Source organism: Streptomyces sulfonofaciens (assembly GCF_014656295.1).
Classification (GTDB): Bacteria; Actinomycetota; Actinomycetes; order Streptomycetales; family Streptomycetaceae; genus Streptomyces; species Streptomyces sulfonofaciens.
In genome coordinates this window covers 81,083-99,984 of sequence record NZ_BNCD01000017.1, presented here as the reverse complement: position 1 = coordinate 99,984, position 18,902 = coordinate 81,083, and the positions used below count along the sequence as shown (strand labels likewise).

The 18,902-nt window shown below is 73.5% G+C and carries 17 protein-coding genes and 1 pseudogene; 10 read left to right on the top strand and 8 right to left on the bottom strand.

Annotation, left to right across the window (positions count from 1 at the left end; all coding sequences use genetic code 11):
* Positions 1 to 48: 48 nt before the first annotated feature.
* Both IE313_RS25245 and IE313_RS25240 read right to left on the bottom strand, forming a co-directional pair.
* Positions 49 to 1,086, bottom strand: coding sequence for an ABC transporter ATP-binding protein (locus tag IE313_RS25245; protein WP_189936033.1), 1,038 nt, complete (start codon positions 1,084 to 1,086; stop codon positions 49 to 51).
* Between the two features lie 269 nt (positions 1,087 to 1,355).
* Complete coding sequence (locus IE313_RS25240) at positions 1,356 to 2,495, bottom strand: 8-amino-7-oxononanoate synthase (protein ID WP_189936031.1); 1,140 nt, start codon at positions 2,493 to 2,495, stop codon at positions 1,356 to 1,358.
* 160 nt (positions 2,496 to 2,655) lie between these two features.
* Here IE313_RS25240 and bioB point away from each other — a divergent pair, with 160 nt between their 5' ends.
* From bioB to bioD, 3 genes are read left to right on the top strand one after another with little or no spacing between them, the layout of a single operon-like run.
* The gene (bioB, locus tag IE313_RS25235; RefSeq protein WP_189936029.1) at positions 2,656 to 3,933 is read left to right on the top strand and encodes a biotin synthase BioB; all 1,278 of its coding nucleotides are present in this window, start codon (positions 2,656 to 2,658) and stop codon (positions 3,931 to 3,933) included.
* On the top strand, positions 3,926 to 5,263 hold the full coding sequence (locus IE313_RS25230; RefSeq protein ID WP_189936027.1) for an adenosylmethionine--8-amino-7-oxononanoate transaminase: 1,338 nt from the start codon (positions 3,926 to 3,928) through the stop codon (positions 5,261 to 5,263). Before bioB ends, IE313_RS25230 begins: the two co-directional genes overlap by 8 nt.
* Positions 5,260 to 5,988, top strand: coding sequence for a dethiobiotin synthase (bioD, locus tag IE313_RS25225; protein ID WP_189936025.1), 729 nt, complete (start codon positions 5,260 to 5,262; stop codon positions 5,986 to 5,988). Before IE313_RS25230 ends, bioD begins: the two co-directional genes overlap by 4 nt.
* Before the next feature lie 33 nt (positions 5,989 to 6,021).
* On the opposite strand, the gene IE313_RS25220 is transcribed toward bioD, so the two are convergent.
* Together IE313_RS25220 and IE313_RS25215 are read right to left on the bottom strand one after the other, a co-directional pair.
* Positions 6,022 to 6,360 (bottom strand): fic family toxin-antitoxin system, toxin component, encoded by a 339-nt coding sequence (locus IE313_RS25220; RefSeq protein WP_189936173.1) that lies wholly within the window; start codon positions 6,358 to 6,360, stop codon positions 6,022 to 6,024.
* Between the two features lie 29 nt (positions 6,361 to 6,389).
* Positions 6,390 to 6,617: an antitoxin gene (locus IE313_RS25215; protein WP_189936023.1), complete on the bottom strand. Its 228-nt coding sequence runs from the start codon at positions 6,615 to 6,617 to the stop codon at positions 6,390 to 6,392.
* A 567-nt stretch (positions 6,618 to 7,184) separates the two neighbouring features.
* Between IE313_RS25215 and IE313_RS25210 the strand changes: the two genes are divergently transcribed.
* The 5 genes from IE313_RS25210 (at position 7,185) to mug (ending at position 12,928) form a co-directional block, all read left to right on the top strand.
* Complete coding sequence (locus IE313_RS25210) at positions 7,185 to 8,792, top strand: hemolysin family protein (RefSeq protein ID WP_229924932.1); 1,608 nt, start codon at positions 7,185 to 7,187, stop codon at positions 8,790 to 8,792.
* Complete coding sequence (locus tag IE313_RS25205; RefSeq protein ID WP_189936021.1) at positions 8,789 to 9,802, top strand: hemolysin family protein; 1,014 nt, start codon at positions 8,789 to 8,791, stop codon at positions 9,800 to 9,802. The genes IE313_RS25210 and IE313_RS25205 overlap by 4 nt, the downstream gene beginning before the upstream one ends.
* A gap of 271 nt (positions 9,803 to 10,073) precedes the next feature.
* Entirely contained in the window at positions 10,074 to 10,850 is a 777-nt protein-coding gene (locus IE313_RS25200) for an SGNH/GDSL hydrolase family protein (RefSeq protein WP_189936019.1), read from the top strand.
* A 48-nt stretch (positions 10,851 to 10,898) separates the two neighbouring features.
* On the top strand, positions 10,899 to 12,368 hold the full coding sequence (gene purB / locus IE313_RS25195; protein ID WP_189936017.1) for an adenylosuccinate lyase: 1,470 nt from the start codon (positions 10,899 to 10,901) through the stop codon (positions 12,366 to 12,368).
* Between the two features lie 14 nt (positions 12,369 to 12,382).
* Positions 12,383 to 12,928: a G/U mismatch-specific DNA glycosylase gene (gene mug / locus IE313_RS25190; RefSeq protein WP_189936015.1), complete on the top strand. Its 546-nt coding sequence runs from the start codon at positions 12,383 to 12,385 to the stop codon at positions 12,926 to 12,928.
* Positions 12,929 to 13,134: 206 nt separating this feature from the next.
* Here the strand turns inward: mug and IE313_RS25185 are convergent, their stop codons facing one another.
* Positions 13,135 to 14,214, bottom strand: a complete 1,080-nt coding sequence (locus tag IE313_RS25185) for an aldo/keto reductase (RefSeq protein ID WP_189936013.1) — start codon at positions 14,212 to 14,214, stop codon at positions 13,135 to 13,137.
* A gap of 143 nt (positions 14,215 to 14,357) precedes the next feature.
* Between IE313_RS25185 and IE313_RS25180 the strand changes: the two genes are divergently transcribed.
* A complete protein-coding gene (locus tag IE313_RS25180; RefSeq protein ID WP_189936011.1) occupies positions 14,358 to 15,317 on the top strand; it encodes an AraC family transcriptional regulator in 960 nt (319 codons plus the stop codon).
* A gap of 203 nt (positions 15,318 to 15,520) precedes the next feature.
* Here IE313_RS25180 and IE313_RS35475 read toward each other — a convergent pair.
* From IE313_RS35475 to IE313_RS25165, 3 genes and pseudogenes are all read right to left on the bottom strand, one after another.
* Positions 15,521 to 15,658, bottom strand: a pseudogene (locus IE313_RS35475) (hypothetical protein); the annotation flags it as partial.
* 555 nt (positions 15,659 to 16,213) lie between these two features.
* Complete coding sequence (locus IE313_RS25170) at positions 16,214 to 16,714, bottom strand: inorganic diphosphatase (protein WP_189936009.1); 501 nt, start codon at positions 16,712 to 16,714, stop codon at positions 16,214 to 16,216.
* Between the two features lie 210 nt (positions 16,715 to 16,924).
* Positions 16,925 to 17,380 carry a hypothetical protein gene (locus tag IE313_RS25165; RefSeq protein ID WP_189936007.1) on the bottom strand — a complete coding sequence of 152 codons (456 nt, stop codon included), beginning with the start codon at positions 17,378 to 17,380 and terminating at the stop codon, positions 16,925 to 16,927.
* A gap of 237 nt (positions 17,381 to 17,617) precedes the next feature.
* Between IE313_RS25165 and IE313_RS25160 the strand changes: the two genes are divergently transcribed.
* On the top strand, positions 17,618 to 18,775 hold the full coding sequence (locus tag IE313_RS25160; protein WP_189936005.1) for an ROK family transcriptional regulator: 1,158 nt from the start codon (positions 17,618 to 17,620) through the stop codon (positions 18,773 to 18,775).
* Positions 18,776 to 18,902: the final 127 nt, after the last annotated feature.

Genomic DNA, 18,902 nt, shown 5'->3' with positions numbered 1-18,902 from the left:
GGAGGTGGGGGGAGCAGGAGGAAGCGGAAGGAAGCGGGGAAAAGGGGCTCAGCCGGGGTCGGGGATGCGTACCGTGTGACGGCGCCGCCACCGGAGGCCGACGCGGGCGCCGCGGTAGGCGGCGACGTCCTCGGAGGAGGTCTCCAGGTTCTGCTGCAGGGCCGTGAGTCTGCCGCCGGCGTCAAGGTCGACGACGAACCGGGTCACATCGCCGAGGTAGAGGACGTCGGCGACCGTGCCGGCTGCCGTGGTGTGCTCCGGGTCGTCCCCGGCCGCGGCCCCGTCCAGGACCCGGATCTTCTCCGGCCGGATGCTGTACGTGCCCGAGGCGCCGACGACCCGCTCGGCCGCCTCGCCGGTGAGGAGGTTGGAGGTGCCGACGAAACCGGCGACGAAGGTGTTCGCGGGGCGTTCGTAGATCTGGGCGGGTGTACCGACCTGTTCGACCCTGCCCCGGTGGAAGACGGCGATGCGGTCGCTCAGGGTCAGCGCCTCCTCCTGGTCGTGGGTGACGAACACGAAGGTGATGCCCACGTCCCGCTGGATCTGCTTGAGCTCTGTCTGCATCTGTTCGCGGAGCTTGAGGTCGAGGGCGCCCAGCGGTTCGTCGAGGAGCAGCACCTTCGGACGGCCGACCAGCGCCCTGGCCAGCGCGACGCGCTGCCGCTGGCCGCCGGAGAGCTGTGCGGGACGCCGCTTCCCGTACCCCGTGAGCCGCACCTGTTCCAGCGCCTCCCCGGCCCTGCGCAGTCGCTCCGGCCTCGGCACCCGGCGGATCTTGAGGGAGTAGGCGATGTTCTGCTCGACCGTCATGTGCGGGAAGAGCGCGTAGTCCTGGAAGACGGTGTGCACGTCCCGCTCGAAGGGCGCGAGGCGGGTCACGTCGCGGCCCGCCAGCTCGACGGCTCCGGCCGTGGGCGTCTCGAAACCGGCGATGAGGCGCAGCACGGTGGTCTTGCCCGACCCCGAGGGTCCGAGCATCGAGAAGAACTCCCCGTCGGACATCTCCAGGTCGATCCCGGCCACTGCCGTGAACCTGCCGAAGGCCTTGGTCACATCCCTGAGCCGGATCGCCGCTGCCTCCATGGGCCCGAACCTTTCCGAAGCTGGTGGGCGTGGATCGGATCTCGATCCGGTGCCCGTGTTCTTGCCCCGGTGGGCCGTGTCTCAAGCGCGGGACGGCTCATCCGTTGTGCTGCCGGACCGTCCGCACGTGCCTGACCGGCCGGTTCTTCGCCCCGCCGGCCCCTTCCCGGGCGCCCGGGGACCGGCCCCGCCCCCGCCCCGTGGGTCCGCCCCGGGGCGTCGGGGGAGGCCGGTGCCCGAACACCGCGCGTGCGCCCCGGCGTTCACGCTCAACGAGGTGCCGTGCGTACCACCGTCTCCACGGCCCGTTCGAGATCGTGCTCCGTCAGATCGGCGCGGGCGGCGAGGCGGAGGCGGGAGACGCCGTCCGGTACCGAGGGCGGGCGGAAACAGCCGACCTCCACGCCCGCGGCACGGCAGTCGGCGGCCCAGCGGACGGCCGCCTCGGGTGACGGGGCGTGCACGGAGACCACGGCGGCGGCGGGCCGCCGGGCCGTCAGACCGGCCGCGGTGAGGCGTTCATGGAGGGCCAGGGCGGCCGCGCGGGTGCGCTCGGGGCGGTCCGGTTCACGTTCGAGCAGCCGCAGGGCGGCGAGCGCGGCGCCCGCCGCGGCCGGTGCGAGGCCGGTGTCGAAGAAGAAGGTGCGCGCCGTGTTGACCAGGTGGTCGATGACCCGGGCCGGGCCGAGCACGGCGCCGCCCTGGCTGCCCAGGGCCTTGGAGAGCGTGACGACGGTGACGGTGTCGTCGGCGCCGGCGAGGCCCGCAGACCAGGGCCCGCCCCGGCCGCCGTCGCCCAGCACACCGAGGCCGTGCGCGTCGTCGACGAGCAGACCGGCGCCCGCGGCACGGCACGCGTCGGCGAGGGCGGCCAGCGGCATCGCGTCGCCGTCCACCGAGAACACCGAGTCGCACACGACGAGGGCCGGCCCGCCGTGGCCGGCCAGCGCCTTGCGGACGGCGGCGGGATCGGCGTGGGGCACCACCCGGGTGGTGCCGCGGGCCAGCCGGCAGCCGTCGATGAGCGAGGCGTGGTTGTCCGCGTCGGAGACGATCAGGCTGCCGTGCGGCGCGAGCGAGGTGACGGCCGCGAGGTTGGCCGCGTAGCCGGAGGAGAAGACGAGGGCCGCCGTTGCACCGCAGAAGGCGGCGAGTTCGTGCTCCAGCCGCGTGTGCAGTTCGGTGGTGCCGGTGACCAGCCGGGAGCCGGTGGATCCCGCGCCCCACAGCCGCGCCGCCGCGCCCGCCGCGGCCGTGACCTCGGGATGGCGGGCCAGGCCCAGGTAGTCGTTTCCGGCCAGGTCGAGCCGCCGTGCGTCGTGCGCCCGGGGGCGCAGGGTGCGGACCAGGCCGGCGGCGCGGCGCTGCCTGGCCTGCGCCTCGATCCAGTCGAAGGGCGCTGTGGGCATGCGGATCTCCGGAGTAGAACAGAAATGGTTTTGTAGGCAATGCACAGACCCTAGCGGTCACACCACACGCCCAGGCTGTGGCAATACCCACAGCCTGGGCGTGTGGTGTTGTATGGATCCTCCTTGGCTCAGAGCACCGGCATAAGCGAGGATCATCGTCATGGACCTGTTGAACACGCTGGTGGACAAGGGGCTTCGGTGCGAGCTGCCGACCCGCGAGGAGGCGCTCGCCGTGCTGGCGACCTCCGACGACGAGCTGCTGGATGTGGTGGCGGCCGCCGGACGGGTGCGCAGGCACTGGTTCGGGCGGCGGGTGAAGCTCAACTACCTGGTCAACCTCAAGTCGGGGCTGTGCCCGGAGGACTGCTCGTACTGCTCGCAGCGCCTCGGCTCGCAGGCAGGCATCCTGAAGTACACCTGGCTGAAACCGGGTGAGGCGGCGCAGGCCGCGGCCGCCGGGGTGGCGGGCGGCGCCAAACGGGTCTGCCTGGTTGCCAGCGGCCGGGGCCCGACGGACCACGACGTCGACCGGGTGTCGGGCACGATCGCGGCGATCAAGGAGCAGAACGAGGGCGTGGAGGTCTGCGCCTGCCTCGGACTGCTCTCGGCGGGGCAGGCGGAGCGGCTGCGCACCGCCGGGGCGGACGCCTACAACCACAACCTCAACACCTCGGCCGCGACCTACGGCGCCATCACCACCACGCACACCTATGACGACCGGGTGGACACCGTGCGGCAGGCGCAGAGCGCCGGTCTCTCGGCCTGCTCCGGCCTGATCGCGGGCATGGGTGAGAGCTCCGAGGACCTCGTCGACGTGGTCTTCGGGCTGCGTGCGCTCGATCCCGACTCGGTACCGGTGAACTTCCTGATCCCGTTCGAGGGCACTCCGCTGGGCGCGGAGTGGCACCTGACCCCGCAGCACTGCCTGCGCATCCTGGCGATGGTCCGCTTCGTCTGCCCGGACGCCGAGGTGCGGATCGCGGGCGGGCGGGAGATCCACCTGCGCACCCTCCAGCCGCTCGCCCTGCACCTGGCCAACTCGATCTTCCTGGGCGACTACCTGACCAGCGAGGGCCAGGCGGGCAAGGCGGACCTGGACATGATCGCGGACGCCGGGTTCGAGGTGGAGGGCGCCGGCACGACGACACTGCCCGGGCACCGGCGCACGGCCCCGGGGGGCGCGCCGGCCGACGGCCGTACGGCCCCCTCCTGTACGCCCGCCGACGGCCGTGCGCACGCCGACGACCGCGCCACCGCGGACGACTGCCGGGGCGCGAACGGCCACACGGGCGGGTGCGGGGGCGCGAGCGGGTGCGGGGGCGAGGCCGGTCGAACCACGGCGGAGCGCTCCCCGGAGCAGCCCGGGCCCGTGTCGCACGCCGACCTGGTGGCGCTGCGCCGCCGCGGCGCCGGCACCGATCTCGCGCCCAATGCGTGAGGCGGCCCGCACCCTGCTGGAGCTGGACCGCCGGCACGTCTGGCATCCGTACGGCCCGATGCCCGGCCGCCAGGAGCCGCTGCTCGTCACGTCCGCCTCGGGTGTCAGGCTGCGACTGGCGGACGGCCGTGAGCTGGTGGACGGCATGGCGTCCTGGTGGTCGGCGATCCACGGCTACAACCACCCGGTGCTCAACGAGGCGGCGCGGCGCCAACTCGACCGGATGAGCCATGTGATGTTCGGTGGCCTCACCCATGAGCCCGCCATCCGATTGACGAAACGACTTGTCGACATATCACCGCCGGGCCTGGAACACGTCTTCCTCGCGGACTCCGGTTCGGTCTCCGTCGAGGTGGCCGTCAAGATGTGCCTCCAGTACTGGCGCTCCCTCGGCCGTCCGGAGAAGCGGCGGCTGCTGACCTGGCGCGGCGGCTACCACGGCGACACCTGGCACCCGATGTCGGTGTGCGACCCGGACGGGGGCATGCACGAGCTGTGGTCCGGCGTCCTGCCGCAGCAGGTCTTCGCGGAGGCACCGCCCGCGGAGTACGAGGAGTCGTACGCGGCGGCCCTGGACGACCTGGTGGCCCGGCACGCCGGGGAGTTGGCGGCCGTGATCGTGGAACCGGTGGTGCAGGGAGCGGGCGGGATGCGCTTCCACTCCCCCGGCTACCTGCGGGTGCTCCGCGAGACGTGCGACCGCAATGGCGTGCTGCTCGTCCTCGACGAGATCGCGACGGGCTTCGGGCGCACGGGCACGCTGTTCGCCGCGGAGCAGGCCGGTGTCAGGCCCGATGTGATGTGCGTGGGCAAGGCGCTGACCGGCGGTTATCTGACGATGGCGGCGACGCTGTGCACGGCACGGGTCGCCGAGGGCATCGCACGGGGTGAGGTGCCCGTCCTGGCGCACGGGCCGACCTTCATGGGCAATCCGCTGGCCGCGGCGGTCGCGGACGCCTCCGTGGAGCTGCTGCTCTCGCAGGACTGGGCCGCCGGGGTGCGGCGCATCGAGCGGGCCCTGCACGCCGGGCTCGCACCCGCGGCCGCGCTGCCCGCGGTACGGGACGTACGGGTGCTCGGCGCGATCGGCGTGGTGCAGTTGGAGCGGCCCCTGGACGAGGCGGGCATGGCCGCGGCGACCCGGGCGGCGGTCGAGGAGGGCGTCTGGCTCAGGCCGTTCCGCGATCTCGTCTACACCATGCCGCCGTACGTGACGGACGACGAGGACGTGGCACGGATCTGCCGGGCGATGTGCGCGGCGGCGGAGGCGGCCGGCGGGGCGGCGGCGCGGCCTTCGCACACGTCGGCGGGAAGGAGTACGCAGCGATGACGGTCGTGGTGGTCACCGGGACGGGTACGGAGATCGGCAAGACGGTGACGACGGCTGCACTGGCGGCCGTCGCCAGGGCGGCGGGGCGGTCCGTCGCGGTGCTCAAGCCGGCGCAGACCGGTGTGGCGCCCGGCGAGCCCGGCGACGCCGACGAGGTGGTCCGGCTCGCGGGAGCGCTCACGGCGGTGGAACTCGCCCGCTTCCCCGAGCCGCTGTCGCCCGCGACGGCGGCGCTGCGCGCCGGCCTGGCACCCGTGTCCGCGCGGGACGTGGCCGAGGCGGCCGGGAAGCTGGCCGCGGACCACGACCTGGTCCTGGTGGAGGGCGCGGGGGGCCTGCTGGTGCGGTTCGACGCCGACGGGGCCACGCTGGCGGATGCGGCACGCGAGCTGGCGGCCGAGGTCCTCGTGGTGGCCGCGCCCGGGCTCGGCACGCTCAACGCGGTGACGCTCACGGCGGAGGCGCTGCGGACCCGCGGCCTGGCGCAGCTCGGCGTGGTGATCGGTAGCTGGCCGAGCGACCCGGGCCTCGCCGAGCGGTGCAACCTGGTCGACCTGCCGGATGTCGCGGGCGCCCCGCTGCTCGGCGCCCTGCCCGAGCGGGCCGCGGCGCTGACCCCGGACGCCTTCCGCGCCGGGGCGGGCAACTGGCTGGCGCCCCGGCTGGGCGGCAGTTGGGACGCGGCGGGGTTCAGGGCACGGTACGCGGCCGGCACCCCGGCGTGACGGCGCCCCGGCCGGGGGCGGGCCGCTGCACGGTCACAGGCTCCACTGGCGCAGTTCCCGCGCGATCTCGTGCACGCTCGCCGTGCCGTCCTTGACCAGTCGCGCCAGGGAACGCACCTGCTCCGGAGAGGTGACGACCTTCGCTCCGCTGGCGACCAGGTAGGCGTAGGCCACGGCGGACGCGAACATCGCGTTGGAGCGCTCCAGCGCCGGGACGTGCAGCAGGAGCTGGAGCAGGGCGGCCGCCCTGGTGTGCGGGGTGTCGTACACCGGGATGCCGAATATGTTCGCTTCATGCCTGCTGACGGCGGCGACCAGCGCACCCCAGTCGGTGACCTGGGGATCTCCGGGCGTCTTCTGTTCGGCGATCATCAGGAGCCAGGCGAGATCGATGTGCAGGTTCAACGACGGCCTTCGCGCTCCGCGCCGAACTCCTCGGCGAATACGGACCCGTACTGCTTCATGAAGTCGGCGGCCGCCTCCACGAAGGTCTGCCCGACCTCGCCGGCGTCCGCTCTGACGAGTTCCTCGATGTAGCGGTTGACACTCATACCGCGGGCCAGCGCGCGCTCGCGGGCCGCCCGGGCGGTGTCCTCGTCCACCCGCACATTGAGCTGGGTCTTCGCCATGGGAAGAAAGCTAGCGCTCCAGCGCTAGCAGTGCAAGAGGGCCTGCACCCGTCCGGGGTATCCGCTCCCGCCGCCCACCCTGCACCGCGGCTGGACCGGCCGACGCCCACCCGGCCGCCCGCCGGGTTCGCCGGCGGGCGGCCGCGCCTTCTCCGTTCGTCCCGACGGCACGTGTCACGCCCTCTTCGTCCTGTCCGTCTTCTTCGTCCTGTCCGTCTTCTTCGTGTTCTTCGTGTTCTTCGTGTTCTTCGTGTTCTTCGTCCGTCGGCGGCACGTGTCACGTCCTCCCCGGCGGGGGCGGGAAGTCCGTACTGCCCTCGCTCGCGGCCCGGCCGGCACCGAACGGCGCCGGTACCTCTCCGCCGGTGCGGCGCGCGCACCCCGGGCCCGTGCGTTTCTCTACCATGGCTGGACATCCGTACCCCATGAAAGGTGTCGGCCTCCCCCCATGGGCGAATCTGCCCATCCCCCACGCCCACGCCGCCTCCCCAGCCCCCGCTGCCCGCTCCGCCAGTCAGGTCGCGCGGCCGCCACGAGCCTGCCCCGGGAGGGGACGGAGGTGACCCGATGACCGAAGTGCTCCTGCTCCTGGTGGCGGTGCTGCTCTCGCTGGCCTGCGGCGCCTTCGTCGCGGCGGAGTTCTCCCTCACCACGGTCGAGCGCAGCGAGCTCGAAGAGGCCGTGGAACGGGGCGTGCGCGGCAGCCGTGGCGCACTGCGGGCGGTGCGGCAACTGACCTTCCAGTTGTCCGGCGCGCAGCTCGGGATCACGGTCACCAACCTGGTGGTGGGCATGCTCTCCGAGGGGTCCGTCGCCAAGCTGATCACCGGCCCGCTGCGGGACCTCGGCATCTCCCACAGCACCGCTTCCTCGGCCGCGCTGGTGCTGGGCACGGCGTTGTCGACCGTCTTCCTGATGATCGTCGGCGAGCTGGTGCCGAAGAACTGGGCGATCTCCTCACCGCTGGCCGTGGCGCGCCGGGTGGCCACCCCGCAGCGCTGGTTCAGCACCGCATTCCGGCCGTTCATCGCGCACCTGAACAACACGGCCAACCGCGCGGTACGCCGCCTCGGGCTGGAGCCCGCGGAGGAACTGGCCTCGGCGCGCAGCCCCCAGGAGCTCATCGCGCTCGCCGAGCACTCCGCACGCCAGGGCGCCCTGGAGGCGGACACGGCCGAGCTGTTCGTGCGCACCCTCAACCTGGCGGAACTGACCGCCGAGAACGTCATGACTCCCCGGGTGCAGGTGATGGCACTGGAGGCCCTGGCGACCTGCGAGGACGTGGCCAACGCGACCCGAGCCACCGGACTGTCCCGCTTCCCCGTCTACCGCGACAGCCTCGACACCGTGATCGGCGTGGTGCACATCAAGGACGTCCTGGCCGTGCCGGCGGAACACAGGCCGAACACCGCGGTCACGGAGCTGATCCGCGAGCCGCTGCTGGTGCCCGAGACGCTCACCGTCGACCGGCTGCTCGACCGGCTGTCCACCCGCCGCACGATGGCGGTCGTCATCGACGAGTACGGGGGCACCGCCGGGGTTGCCACCCTGGAGGACATCGTGGAGGAGGTGGTCGGCCAGGTACGCGACGAGCACGATCCGCACGAGGCTCCCGACCTGGCCCGCAGCGGGCGGGACGCGGAGGGGCGCCCGCTGTACGCGGCGGACGGCGCCGCCCGCACCGACCGCCTGGAGCGGATCGGCCTGCACATCCCGGAGGGGCCGTACGAGACGCTTGCCGGCCTGATCGCGACGGCACTCGGCCGGATCCCGTCGCCCGGCGACTCGGTGGAGGTCGAGGGCTGGCGCCTGGAGGTGGTGGACGCAGCGGGCCACCGCGCGGCACGGGTCCTGCTGCACGCACCGCCCGGGCGGCGTGACGGCGACTACGGGAGCACCCGGGCCGACCTGCACCCCGGTCGCGGCCGAGGCGGTGACCACGACCGGGGCGGCACCGGCCACCGCGGCGAGGCCGGCGGCAACGGCGGCGGACGCGGCGGCCACGACGGCGGCCACGACGGACGAGGCGACCACGGCCGTACACGTGGGCGGCGCGCGCGCCACGGCGACGGGAACGGCCCCGGAGAGCCCGATACCGGGGAGAACGGCACCGGGGAGCCCGACACCGAGGAGAACAGCACCGGGGAGAACGGCACCGGTGGGAGCGCCCCGTGACCGTCCTCGAACTCCTGATCGGCCTGGCGACGCTCGTCGCCAACGCCTTCTTCGTGGGCGGCGAGTTCGCCCTGGTCTCGGTGCGCCGCAGCCAGATCGAGCCCAGGGCGCGGGCCGGCGACCGGCGGGCCCGCAGCGTGCTGTGGGGCCTCGAACACGTCTCGGCCCTGATGGCGGCGGCCCAGCTCGGCATCACGCTGTGCACCCTGGTCCTGGGCGTGGTCGCGGAGCCGGCCATCGCGCACCTGGTGGAGCCGCTCTTCGACGCGGTGGGCCTCGCGCACGGCCTGGTGCACCCGATCTCCTTCGTCATCGCGCTGGTCGCGGCCACCTATCTGCACATGCTGCTGGGCGAGATGATCCCCAAGAACATCGCGCTGGCCGAGCCGGTGCGCAGCGCCCTGCTGCTCGGCCCGCCGCTGGTCGCCATCGCCCGTGCCCTGCGTCCGGTGATCTTCGGCGTGAACGCGCTGGCCAACGCCGTGCTCAAGCTGCTGCGGGTGGAGGTGCGCGGCGAGGTGGCCGCGACGATCTCGGACGCCGGCCTTGCGCGGTTGGTGCGGGACGCCGGGGACGCGGGACTGCTCGACGACCGTGCGCAGGAGCGGCTGCACGACGCGCTGGAACTGGGCCGCCTCACCGTGCGGGACGTGCTGCTGCCGCTGGAGCGGGTGGTCTACGCACGCGTGGGAATCACCCCGGAGGAGCTGGAGCGGCTGGCGGCCGAGACGGGCTTCTCCCGCTTCCCCGTGGTGGACGCCAACCGCCGGATCGCCGGCTATCTGCACGTGAAGGACGCGCTGGACGCCATGCCCCGGAACGAGCCGTTCCGGGCCGACGAGATGCGCTCCATCACCCAGGTGCGGGAGGCCGCCCCCCTGGACGACGCCCTGACGGCGATGCGGCGCAGCCGCACCCATATCGCGGCGGTGCGCGGCGCGGACGGCAGGCTGGCGGGCCTGGTCACCATGGAGGACGTGCTCCGGGAGCTGTTCGGCGCGCCGGTGTGACCGGCGGCCCCCGCGAGCCGCCTCGGAAGGTCACGGAAGGTCACGGGAGGTCACGGGAGGCGGGCGGTACGCGGCCTCCCGCGGGGTCCGGCGCGCGCCCCGGAGCCTGCGGGGCGGCGATCCGGTCCCTGCGGGGGCGGTGGCCCGCTTCCCCGCGGCGGCGGTACCCGCCCCCTCCGCTGCCACGGCGCCCCCGTACGGTCCCGGACCGCGCGGACCGGCTCCTCGGACGTCTGCCCAGGTGTCCTCGCCGCGGTACGATCTCGTCGCCATGCAGAAGAATGCCCAATACACGAGTCTGGTCGCGCTCGGCGACAGCTTCACCGAAGGCATGTCGGACCTGCTGCCCGACGGTTCGTACCGCGGTTGGGCGGATCTCCTCGCCGCGCGGATGGCCGCCCGCACCCCCGGTTTCCGGTACGCCAACCTCGCCGTGCGCGGCAAGCTGATCGGCCAGATCGTCGACGAGCAGGTGGGAGCGGCGGTCGCCATGCAGGCGGACGTGGTCACCCTGGTCGGCGGGCTCAACGACGCGCTGCGGCCGCGGTGCGACATGGGGCGGGTGCGCGGGCTCCTGGAGGAGGCCGTCGAGAAGCTGGCGCCGTCCTGCGGACGGCTGGTGCTGATGCGCAGCCCGGGCCGCCAGGGGCCCGTCCTCGAACGGGTGCGGCCCCGTGTGGAGGCACTGTTCGCCTGCATAGACGAGCTGGCCGCCCGGCACGGCGCGATCGTCGTCGACCTCTTCGGGGCTCCCGTGCTGGGCGACCCGCGGATGTGGGACGTGGACCGGCTGCACCTGACGGGCGAGGGCCACGAGCGGGTGGCGGAGGCGGTGTGGCAGGCCCTCGGCCACCAGGCCCGGAGTGACTGGCGGGCCGGGCTGCCCCCGGCGGTGCGGACCGGCTGGGCGGCACGGCGGACCGCGGACCTGAGGTTCACCCGGCAGCATCTGCTGCCCTGGATCGGCCGCCGGCTCACGGGCCGCTCGTCGGGCGACGGGCGGCCGCCCAAGCGCCCCGAGCTGCTGCCCTACGAGGGCGGAGCCTGACCCGGCGGCGTCACCGGCCTGCACGGACCGCCACTAGAATCGGTCCACGTGACTTCTTCCGCACCCTCCGCGTCCTCCGTCCCCGCCGGCGTCAAGCCCGTCATCCCCAACGTCCTGGCCGGCCGCTACGCCTCCGCCGAGCTTGCCGCCCTCTGGTCCCCCGAGGAGAAGGTGCGGCTGGAGCGCAGGCTGTGGCTCGCGGTGCTGCGGGCCCAGAAGGACCTCGGCATCGAGGTGCCGCAGGACGCGCTCAGCGCATACGAGCTCGTGCTGGACCGGGTCGACCTGGCCTCCATCGCGGAGCGCGAGCGGGTCACCCGGCATGACGTGAAGGCCAGGATCGAGGAGTTCAACGCCCTGGCCGGCCACGAGCAGGTCCACAAGGGCATGACCTCACGCGACCTCACGGAGAACGTCGAGCAACTGCAGATCCGCCGTTCGCTCGAACTGGTCAGGGACCGGGCGGTGGCGGTGCTGGCCCGGCTCGGGAAGCTGGCGGGCGAGCACGCCGAGCTGGTCATGGCGGGCCGTTCGCACAACGTCGCCGCACAGGCCACCACCTTGGGCAAGCGCTTCGCGACCGCCGCCGACGAACTGCTGGTGGCCTACGGCCGCCTGGAGGACCTGCTGGCCCGCTACCCGCTGCGCGGCGTCAAGGGCCCGGTCGGCACCGCCCAGGACATGCTGGACCTGCTGGGCGGGGACGCGGCGAAGCTGGCCGAGCTGGAGCGCCGGATCGCAGGTCATCTGGGGTTCGCACAGGCGTTCGACTCGGTCGGGCAGGTCTATCCGCGCTCCCTCGACTACGAGGTGGTCACGTCCCTGGTCCAGCTCGCCGCGGCGCCGTCGTCGCTGGCCAGGACGATCCGCCTGATGGCGGGCCAGGAACTGGTCACCGAGGGGTTCAAGCCCGGGCAGGTGGGCTCCTCGGCCATGCCGCACAAGATGAACACCCGGTCCTGCGAGCGGGTCAACGGCCTCATGGTGGTCCTGCGCGGCTACGCCTCCATGACGGGCGAGCTGGCCGGCGACCAGTGGAACGAGGGCGACGTCTCGTGCTCCGTCGTACGGCGGGTGGCCCTGCCGGACGCGTTCTTCGCGCTGGACGGTCTGCTGGAGACGTTCCTGACGGTGCTGGACGAGTTCGGCGCCTTCCCGGCAGTGGTCGCCCGTGAGCTGGACCGCTACCTGCCGTTCCTGGCGACGACGAAGGTGCTGATGGGCGCCGTGCGCGCGGGGGTGGGCCGCGAGGTGGCGCACGAGGCCATCAAGGAGCACGCCGTGGCCTGCGCGCTGGCGATGCGCGAACGCGGCGCGGAGCGCAACGACCTGCTGGACAGGCTCGCCGCGGACGAGCGCATCCCGCTGGACCGGGCGCAGCTCGACGCCCTGATGGCAGACCGGCTGTCCTTCACCGGCGCGGCGGCGGACCAGGTCGCGGCGGTGGTGGCGCGCATCGACGCCGTGGTCGGGAAGCACCCGCAGGCCGCCGGGTACGCGCCCGGCGCCATCCTCTGACCGGGGGCCCGACCGTGCCGCGTTTCACCCCCGCAGAGCTGGAGGCCGCGCGCGACCGTCTGGTGCCCGATGTGGCCGCGGAGGGCCTTCGGGTGCTCTTCTGCGGGATCAACCCCGGGCTCTGGACGGCGGCGACGGGCCACCACTTCGGCCGTCCCGGCAACCGCTTCTGGCCGGTGCTGCACCTGTCAGGCTTCACACCGCGCCAGTACCACCCGTCCGAGCAGCACGAACTGCTCGGCCACGGCATCGGCATCACCAACGTGGTGGCGAGGGCCACGGCCCGCGCCGACGAGCTCACCGACGAGGAGTACCGCGAGGGCGGCCGGCTCCTCGCCGAGAAGGTCGTCCGGCTGCGTCCCGCCTGGCTCGCGGTGGCCGGCATAACCGCCTACCGCACCGCCTTCGGCGACCGGCGCGCCGTCATCGGCCCGCAGGAGTCCACCATCGGCACCACCCGTGTCTGGGTACTCCCTAACCCCAGTGGCCTCAACGCCCATTGGACGGCGGCGACGATGGCGGAGGAGTTCGGACGGCTGCGGGAGGCCGCGGGGGCCTGAGGACCGGGGCCGGACCCGCCGCACCCGGACCGGCCGCCGGCCTCCCACCCGGGATCGGCGCGTGCCCCGGACCGCCCGGCGAGGCACCGGCCGGTCGGCCGTGCACCGGTCGACCGGCCGCGGTGCCGACCGGCCGCGGTGCGCATCGGCCGGCAGCGGTGCCGACCGGTCGGCAGCGTGCCGGTCGTCCGCAGCGTGCCGATCGGTCAGTAGCGTGCCGTGCTCTGCAGCAGCGGCGGGTACACCTCGCCCCGGACGCCGTCGACGGTGGCCCCGGCGTTCCTGAGCATCGGGCCCACCCGGCGGTTGAGGTCGTAGGGGAAGTTGAGGGCCGGGGCGGACACCTCGTCCAATGCGGCGCTCTGGGCCGGGGTGAGCCGCACGTCGAGGGCCTTGAGGTTGGCCTCCAGGTGCTCCAGTGTGCGGGGGCCGATGAGGGTGGAGGTGACGCCCGGGCGGTTCTGCACCCAGGAGAGGGCCACGGCGGCGGACGTCGTACCGGTCTCCTCGGCGACGGCGGCGACCGCGTCGATCACCGTGAACTGCTCCTCGGTGGGCTCGCCCAGCACCGCCGACCGCCTCGTGCCCACCGCGGCCCGCCCCCGGCCGTACGCACCGGAGAGGAAGCCGCTCTTGAGCGGGCTCCACGGCAGCATCCCCATGCCCGCGTCCTGCGCCAGCGGAATCAGCTCGCCCTCGATGGTGCGCTCCAGCAGCGAGTACTCCATCTGGAGCGCGGTGATGGGAGTCCAGCCGCGCAGCAGGGCCGTCGTGTGGGCCTTGGCGGTGAACCAGGCCGGGGTGTCGGAGAAGCCGACGTAGCGGATCTTGCCCGCGGTCACCAGGTCGTCCAGGGTGCGCAGCGTCTCTTCGAGGGGCGTGGACCAGTCGTAGTTGTGCAGCCAGTAAAGGTCGACGTAGTCGGTGCGCAACCGGCGCAGCGACTCCTCAAGCTGTCCGATGACGGCCTTGCGGCCCGCGCCGCCGCCGTTGGGATCGCCGAGGTGGAGGTTGCAGAAGAACTTCGTGGCCAGCACCAGCCGGTCGCGCAGGCCGGGGCGGGCGGCGAGGTAGTCGCCGAGGATCGCCTCCGCATGGCCGTTGGTGTAGAAGTTGGCGGTGTCGACGAAGTTCCCGCCGTGGTCGAGGTAGGTCCCCAGGATCTTCTCGGCCTCCTCGACGCTGCAGCCCGTCCCGGTGTCCTCGCCGAAGTTCATCGCGCCGAGGCAGAAGGGGCTCACCTTGAGGCCGGACCGTCCGAGGCTGACATACGAGTCGAGTGTCATGGAAATGCTCCGTTGCAGTGGCATGAAGAAGTTGGTACCTCCATCACAGCAGCCTGAGCAGCGAAGCCGTTAGGGCGATACCGTCGATCTCTTGCACGATCCTGCTCGTCTTGCCAGGATCGTCATGAAGGAGGTACCGCCGTATGAGTGAGCCGACCCCGCACCTCGACGACCTGCGCGCCCTGATCGCCCGGCACGCGGGGCAGCCCGCCGGTGCCATCGACGGCCTGCTGCTCTCCTCGGTGGACCGGCCCACGGAGCCCACCTCCAGCATCACGGACCCCGTGCTCGCGGTCGTCGCGCAGGGCGCGAAGCGCCTCACGCTCGGCGATCGGATCTACGACTACGGCGCCGGCCAGTACCTGGTGGTCTCCGTCGGGCTGCCGGTCAGCGGCCACTTCACCCGCGCCAGCCCGCAGAAGCCGTTCCTCGGTGTCGGACTCGCGCTCAGGCCGGCCGCCATCGCCTCCCTCCTGCTGGAGACCGGGAGCACCCCGCGGACCGCTGCCGGCGGCGGAAGTGCCGCACGGACGACGCGCCCCGGTCTGGGGGTGAGCGATGCGCCCGCGGAGCTCATCGACGCGCTGGCGCGCATGATCAGGCTGTTCGAGCACCCTGCCGATCTGCCGGTCCTCTCCCCCCTCATCGAGAAGGAGATCCTGTGGCGGCTGATCACCGGCGAGCAGGGCGCGCTGGTGCGCCAGATCGGCCTGGCCGACAGCCGTCTCGCGCACATCGGCCGGGCCATCCGCTGGATCAGGGAGCACTACGCGCAGTCGCTGCGCGTCGAGGACCTGGCCCGGCTCTCCGCGATGAGCGTCTCCCCCTTCCACCGGCACTTCCGCGCGGTGACCGCCATGACGCCGATCCAGTTCCAGAAGCTGATCCGGCTCCAGGAGGCCCGGCTGCTGCTGATGAGCGGCACGGACGAGGTGGCCGCGGTCGGCTTCGCCGTGGGCTACGACAGCGCGTCCCAGTTCAGCCGCGAGTACCGCCGGCAGTTCGGCGTCCCACCGGGACGGGACGCCGCGCGGCTGCGGCAGGAGGCCGCGCGCCCGGACCGGGCGGACGGCCGCGTCGGTGCGGCCGTCGCCCCTCTCTGAGGTGCCCGAGGCGCGACCGGGGGCGGGCCGGCCCCTTCGCCGGCCGGGCCCGGCCACGCTCCGGGGTGCGAGCGCCGGGCGGGGCGGGAGCGGGCTCCTCCACATCGCTCCTGCGCGGAGCGGTCGCCGAGGACGGACGGGAACTGGAGCTTGTCATGGCTCTCGGTCCCCGGCGTGGCCGAGTGCACCAGCAGTGCCTGGTCCTGGTCGGCGTCGAAGAGCACCTGGCACTGGACCTCGACGGTGCCGAGCTCGGGGTGCGCGATCCGCTTGCTCTCGAACGGGCGGCGGATGCCTGTTCGAGAGCAAGCGGATCGCGCACAGCTCGGCGAACTCGGCACTCCTGGCCAGGAGTGCCTCGGCGATCTCGCCTGCGCGGGCGTCGGTGCCCTGGCGTGAGCGGGCGGTGCGCGACTGCGAGGTGCGCAGGGGGCCGGGTGCCCGGATGGCCGCGTGCCGCCGCGGCCGGACGGAGCCGCTTGGGCGGCTGGGCCCCCGCGGGCGACCCAGGCGACTCAGCCTGCTCGCGCGACTCAGCCGGCTCGGCCGGGTCAGGCAGGTCAGCCGACTCGGAAGCCTCCGGCGACTCAGGCGCTGACGGCCTCTGGGGCTGTTGGGATTGCTGGGGCTACTGGGCTGCTGACGGGCTGTCATGACTCGTGCTGGCCCTCGGGCTGTCGTCGCTCGTGCACCGGCGACCGGGAAGCCGAGGAAACGGGAGGCCGCGGAAGCCGGGGAGGCCGGGGAAACCGGGGAAGCCGAGAAAACCGGAGACCGGGGAGACCAGGGAGACCAGGGAAGCCGGGACCGGGGCCCACCGCCCTAGCGGCCGGTCACCGGTGTGCGGGGCGACGGGCGCGCGGGTCACCGGGCCCGGCGGGCCGCCGCGGGGCGAGTCACGGGCCGGGGTGGTCCGCTGCCTCGGTCCTGCGGAGCCGGGATTCCTCGATCTCCCTGTATGCCTGTTCGCGTCCTTCCCAGTGCGAGCCCTCCACCGACTTCCCGGGTTCGAGGTCCTTGTAGACCTCGAAGAAGTGGGTGATCTCCAGGCGGTCGAACCCGGCGACGTCCGTGATCTCCTGGAGGCCCTCGTAGCGTGGGTCGCGTGCGGGAACGCAGAGGATCTTCTCGTCCGGGCCCTTCTCGTCGCGCATCACGAACATGCCGATCGCCCGGGAGTCGATGACGCATCCGGGGAAGGTGGGTTCGCCGGTGAGGACCAGCGCGTCGAGGGGGTCGCCGTCCCGGCCGAGCGTGCCGTCGACGTATCCGTAGTCGGCGGGATAGCGGGTGGAGGTGAACAGCAACCGGTCGAGTCGAATGCGGCCCGCCTTGTGGTCCATCTCGTAGTGGTTGCGTGAGCCCTGCGGGATCTCGACAGTGACCTGGAACTCCACCGTGGCCTTCTTCCCTGGTCGCGCCCCGCCCCGGGACCCTCGGCAGGCGCACGGCCCTGGCGCTTCCCGGCTGCCTGCGGCCCCTCCCCTTCATGGTAGGTCTGCCCGGGGCGCCGGACACCCCCGGGCGGCGGCTCGGTGACCCACCGCGCAAGGCCACTGGCCGCGGGTGAGGCGGGTGACGCGGGCCGGGTGCGGACGGGGCCCCGGCTACGGCGGATCCACCTCCGTGACGGCGGCGAGCAGTGCGGGCGGGCGGCTCGGGTCCAGGCGTGAGACGGCGAGGGCTATCCAGCGGCCGTCCGCCCGCCACAGGTATACGTCCGGCGCGTGGGCGCTGAGGTACGCCCAGGGCTCGGGTATGCGCTCGCCGTACTCCATCGCGCGGAGCAGGACACCACCGAGCCCGAAGACCTGTGGCGCGCCCCAGCGTTCGGTGAGCCGGGCGGTCAGTCCGTCGCGCTCGGCCTCGCACTGCTCCTCCGCCGCCTGCCGGGCCGTGCAGCCCGCGTCGTCCTCCGCTTCGCCCGCCGGGCCGCCGCCCGCCGCCCATTCGGCCAGGTGGTACCCCGGTCCGCCACGGCCCAGGTCGGATCCGCCGTGCTCCGCGGGGAATTCGCGGGCGCACAGCAGATCGACGGTGGCGAGGTGCGGGGCTGCGCTCATGCCTCCAGTAAACCCGCACGCACTGACAGGGCCTACCTGGCGGCCCGTCAGGCCGCGGGAGGGACCACCGGACGGGGTCCGCGGTGGGGCAGCACGGCCGGGGCGGCGGTCACCGGCGCCCGCCGCCTCCGCATCCGCCCGCCGTGCTCCGGGAGTTCCACCCTCCCCGTACTCGCCGCCGACCCCTCCTGGCGAGTAACATCCGGCCATCACGGGCACTGGCTGGGAGGACGGACGTTGGGGCGGCTGACCGGCGGGGATCCTTCTCTGCTCCGGAGGATCAATTCCGCGGTGGTGCTGCATGCGCTGCGCGCCACGGACTGCGCGACACTGACCGAGATCACGCATGTGACGGGCCTGTCGAGACCCACGGTGGAGGGTGTCGTGGAGGGCCTGATCGAGGCCGGCCTGGTGGTGGAGACGGCCGCGGAGGAAGGCGGGACGAGACGCCAGGGGCGGCCCGCCCGCAGATTCCGCTTCCGTGCCGAGGCGGGGCACCTGCTGGGCCTGGAGATCGGGCCGCACCGGGTGGCTGCCGTGCTCTCCGACCTGGACGGCAAGGTGCTCGGCACCGGTGCCAAGGAGGTCTGCGAGACTGCGCCCGCCGACGAACGGTTGGACCGGCTCCGGTCGGTGGTCGCCGACCTGCTGCGCCGCGCGGGCGTTCCGCGGGGCTCGCTGCGGGCCGTCGGCGTGGGCAGCCCAGGCATCGTGGAGGCCGACGGCACGGTCCGGCTCGGTACCGCGCTGCCCGAGTGGACGGGGCTGCCGCTGGGCGAGCGGCTCCGGCGCTCCTTCAAGTGCCCGGTGCTCGTGGAGAACGACGCCAACACCGCCGCGGTGGCCGAGCACTGGAAGGGCGCGGCGGCCGGGTCGGACGACGTGGTGTTCGTCATGGCGGGACTGAGCCCCGGCGCCGGTTCGCTGATCGGCGGGCGGCTGCACCGGGGTTACGGGGGCGCGGCCGGCGAGATCGGCGCGCTGCACCTGCTGGGCCGCGAGGCCACCCCGGAGACGCTGCTGTCCACGACGGACGAGCCGCTGCACCCGCTGGACGAGCAGGCGGTGGCCGAGGTCTTCCGGCACGCGCGCGAGGGCGACGTGCGGGCGAGGGCGGCCGTCGACCGCTTCATCCAGCGGCTGGTGCACGACGTGGCGGCCCTGGTGCTGGCCCTCGACCCCGAGCTGGTGGTCGTGGGCGGCTGGGCCGCGGGCCTCGACGGTGTGCTGGACCCGCTCCGCGGCGAGCTGGCCCGCTACTGCCTGAGGCCACCGCGGGTCGCCCTGTCCTTACTGGGCGAGGCCGCGGTGGCGACCGGAGCCCTGCGCCTCGCGCTCGACCATGTGGAGGAAGAGCTGTTCGCCGTGGAGGGCACGGTGACGGCCCGTCGGTGAACGGGCACCGCAGCCGCCCTCCGGGCACGGGGACGCCCCGCGCCGCGCCCGGTTCCCGCTCGGAGCGCCCTGCCCCGAGGGACGCCCCGGCCCCTGGGGACCACATCCGCCGTACCGCGCCCGCCGG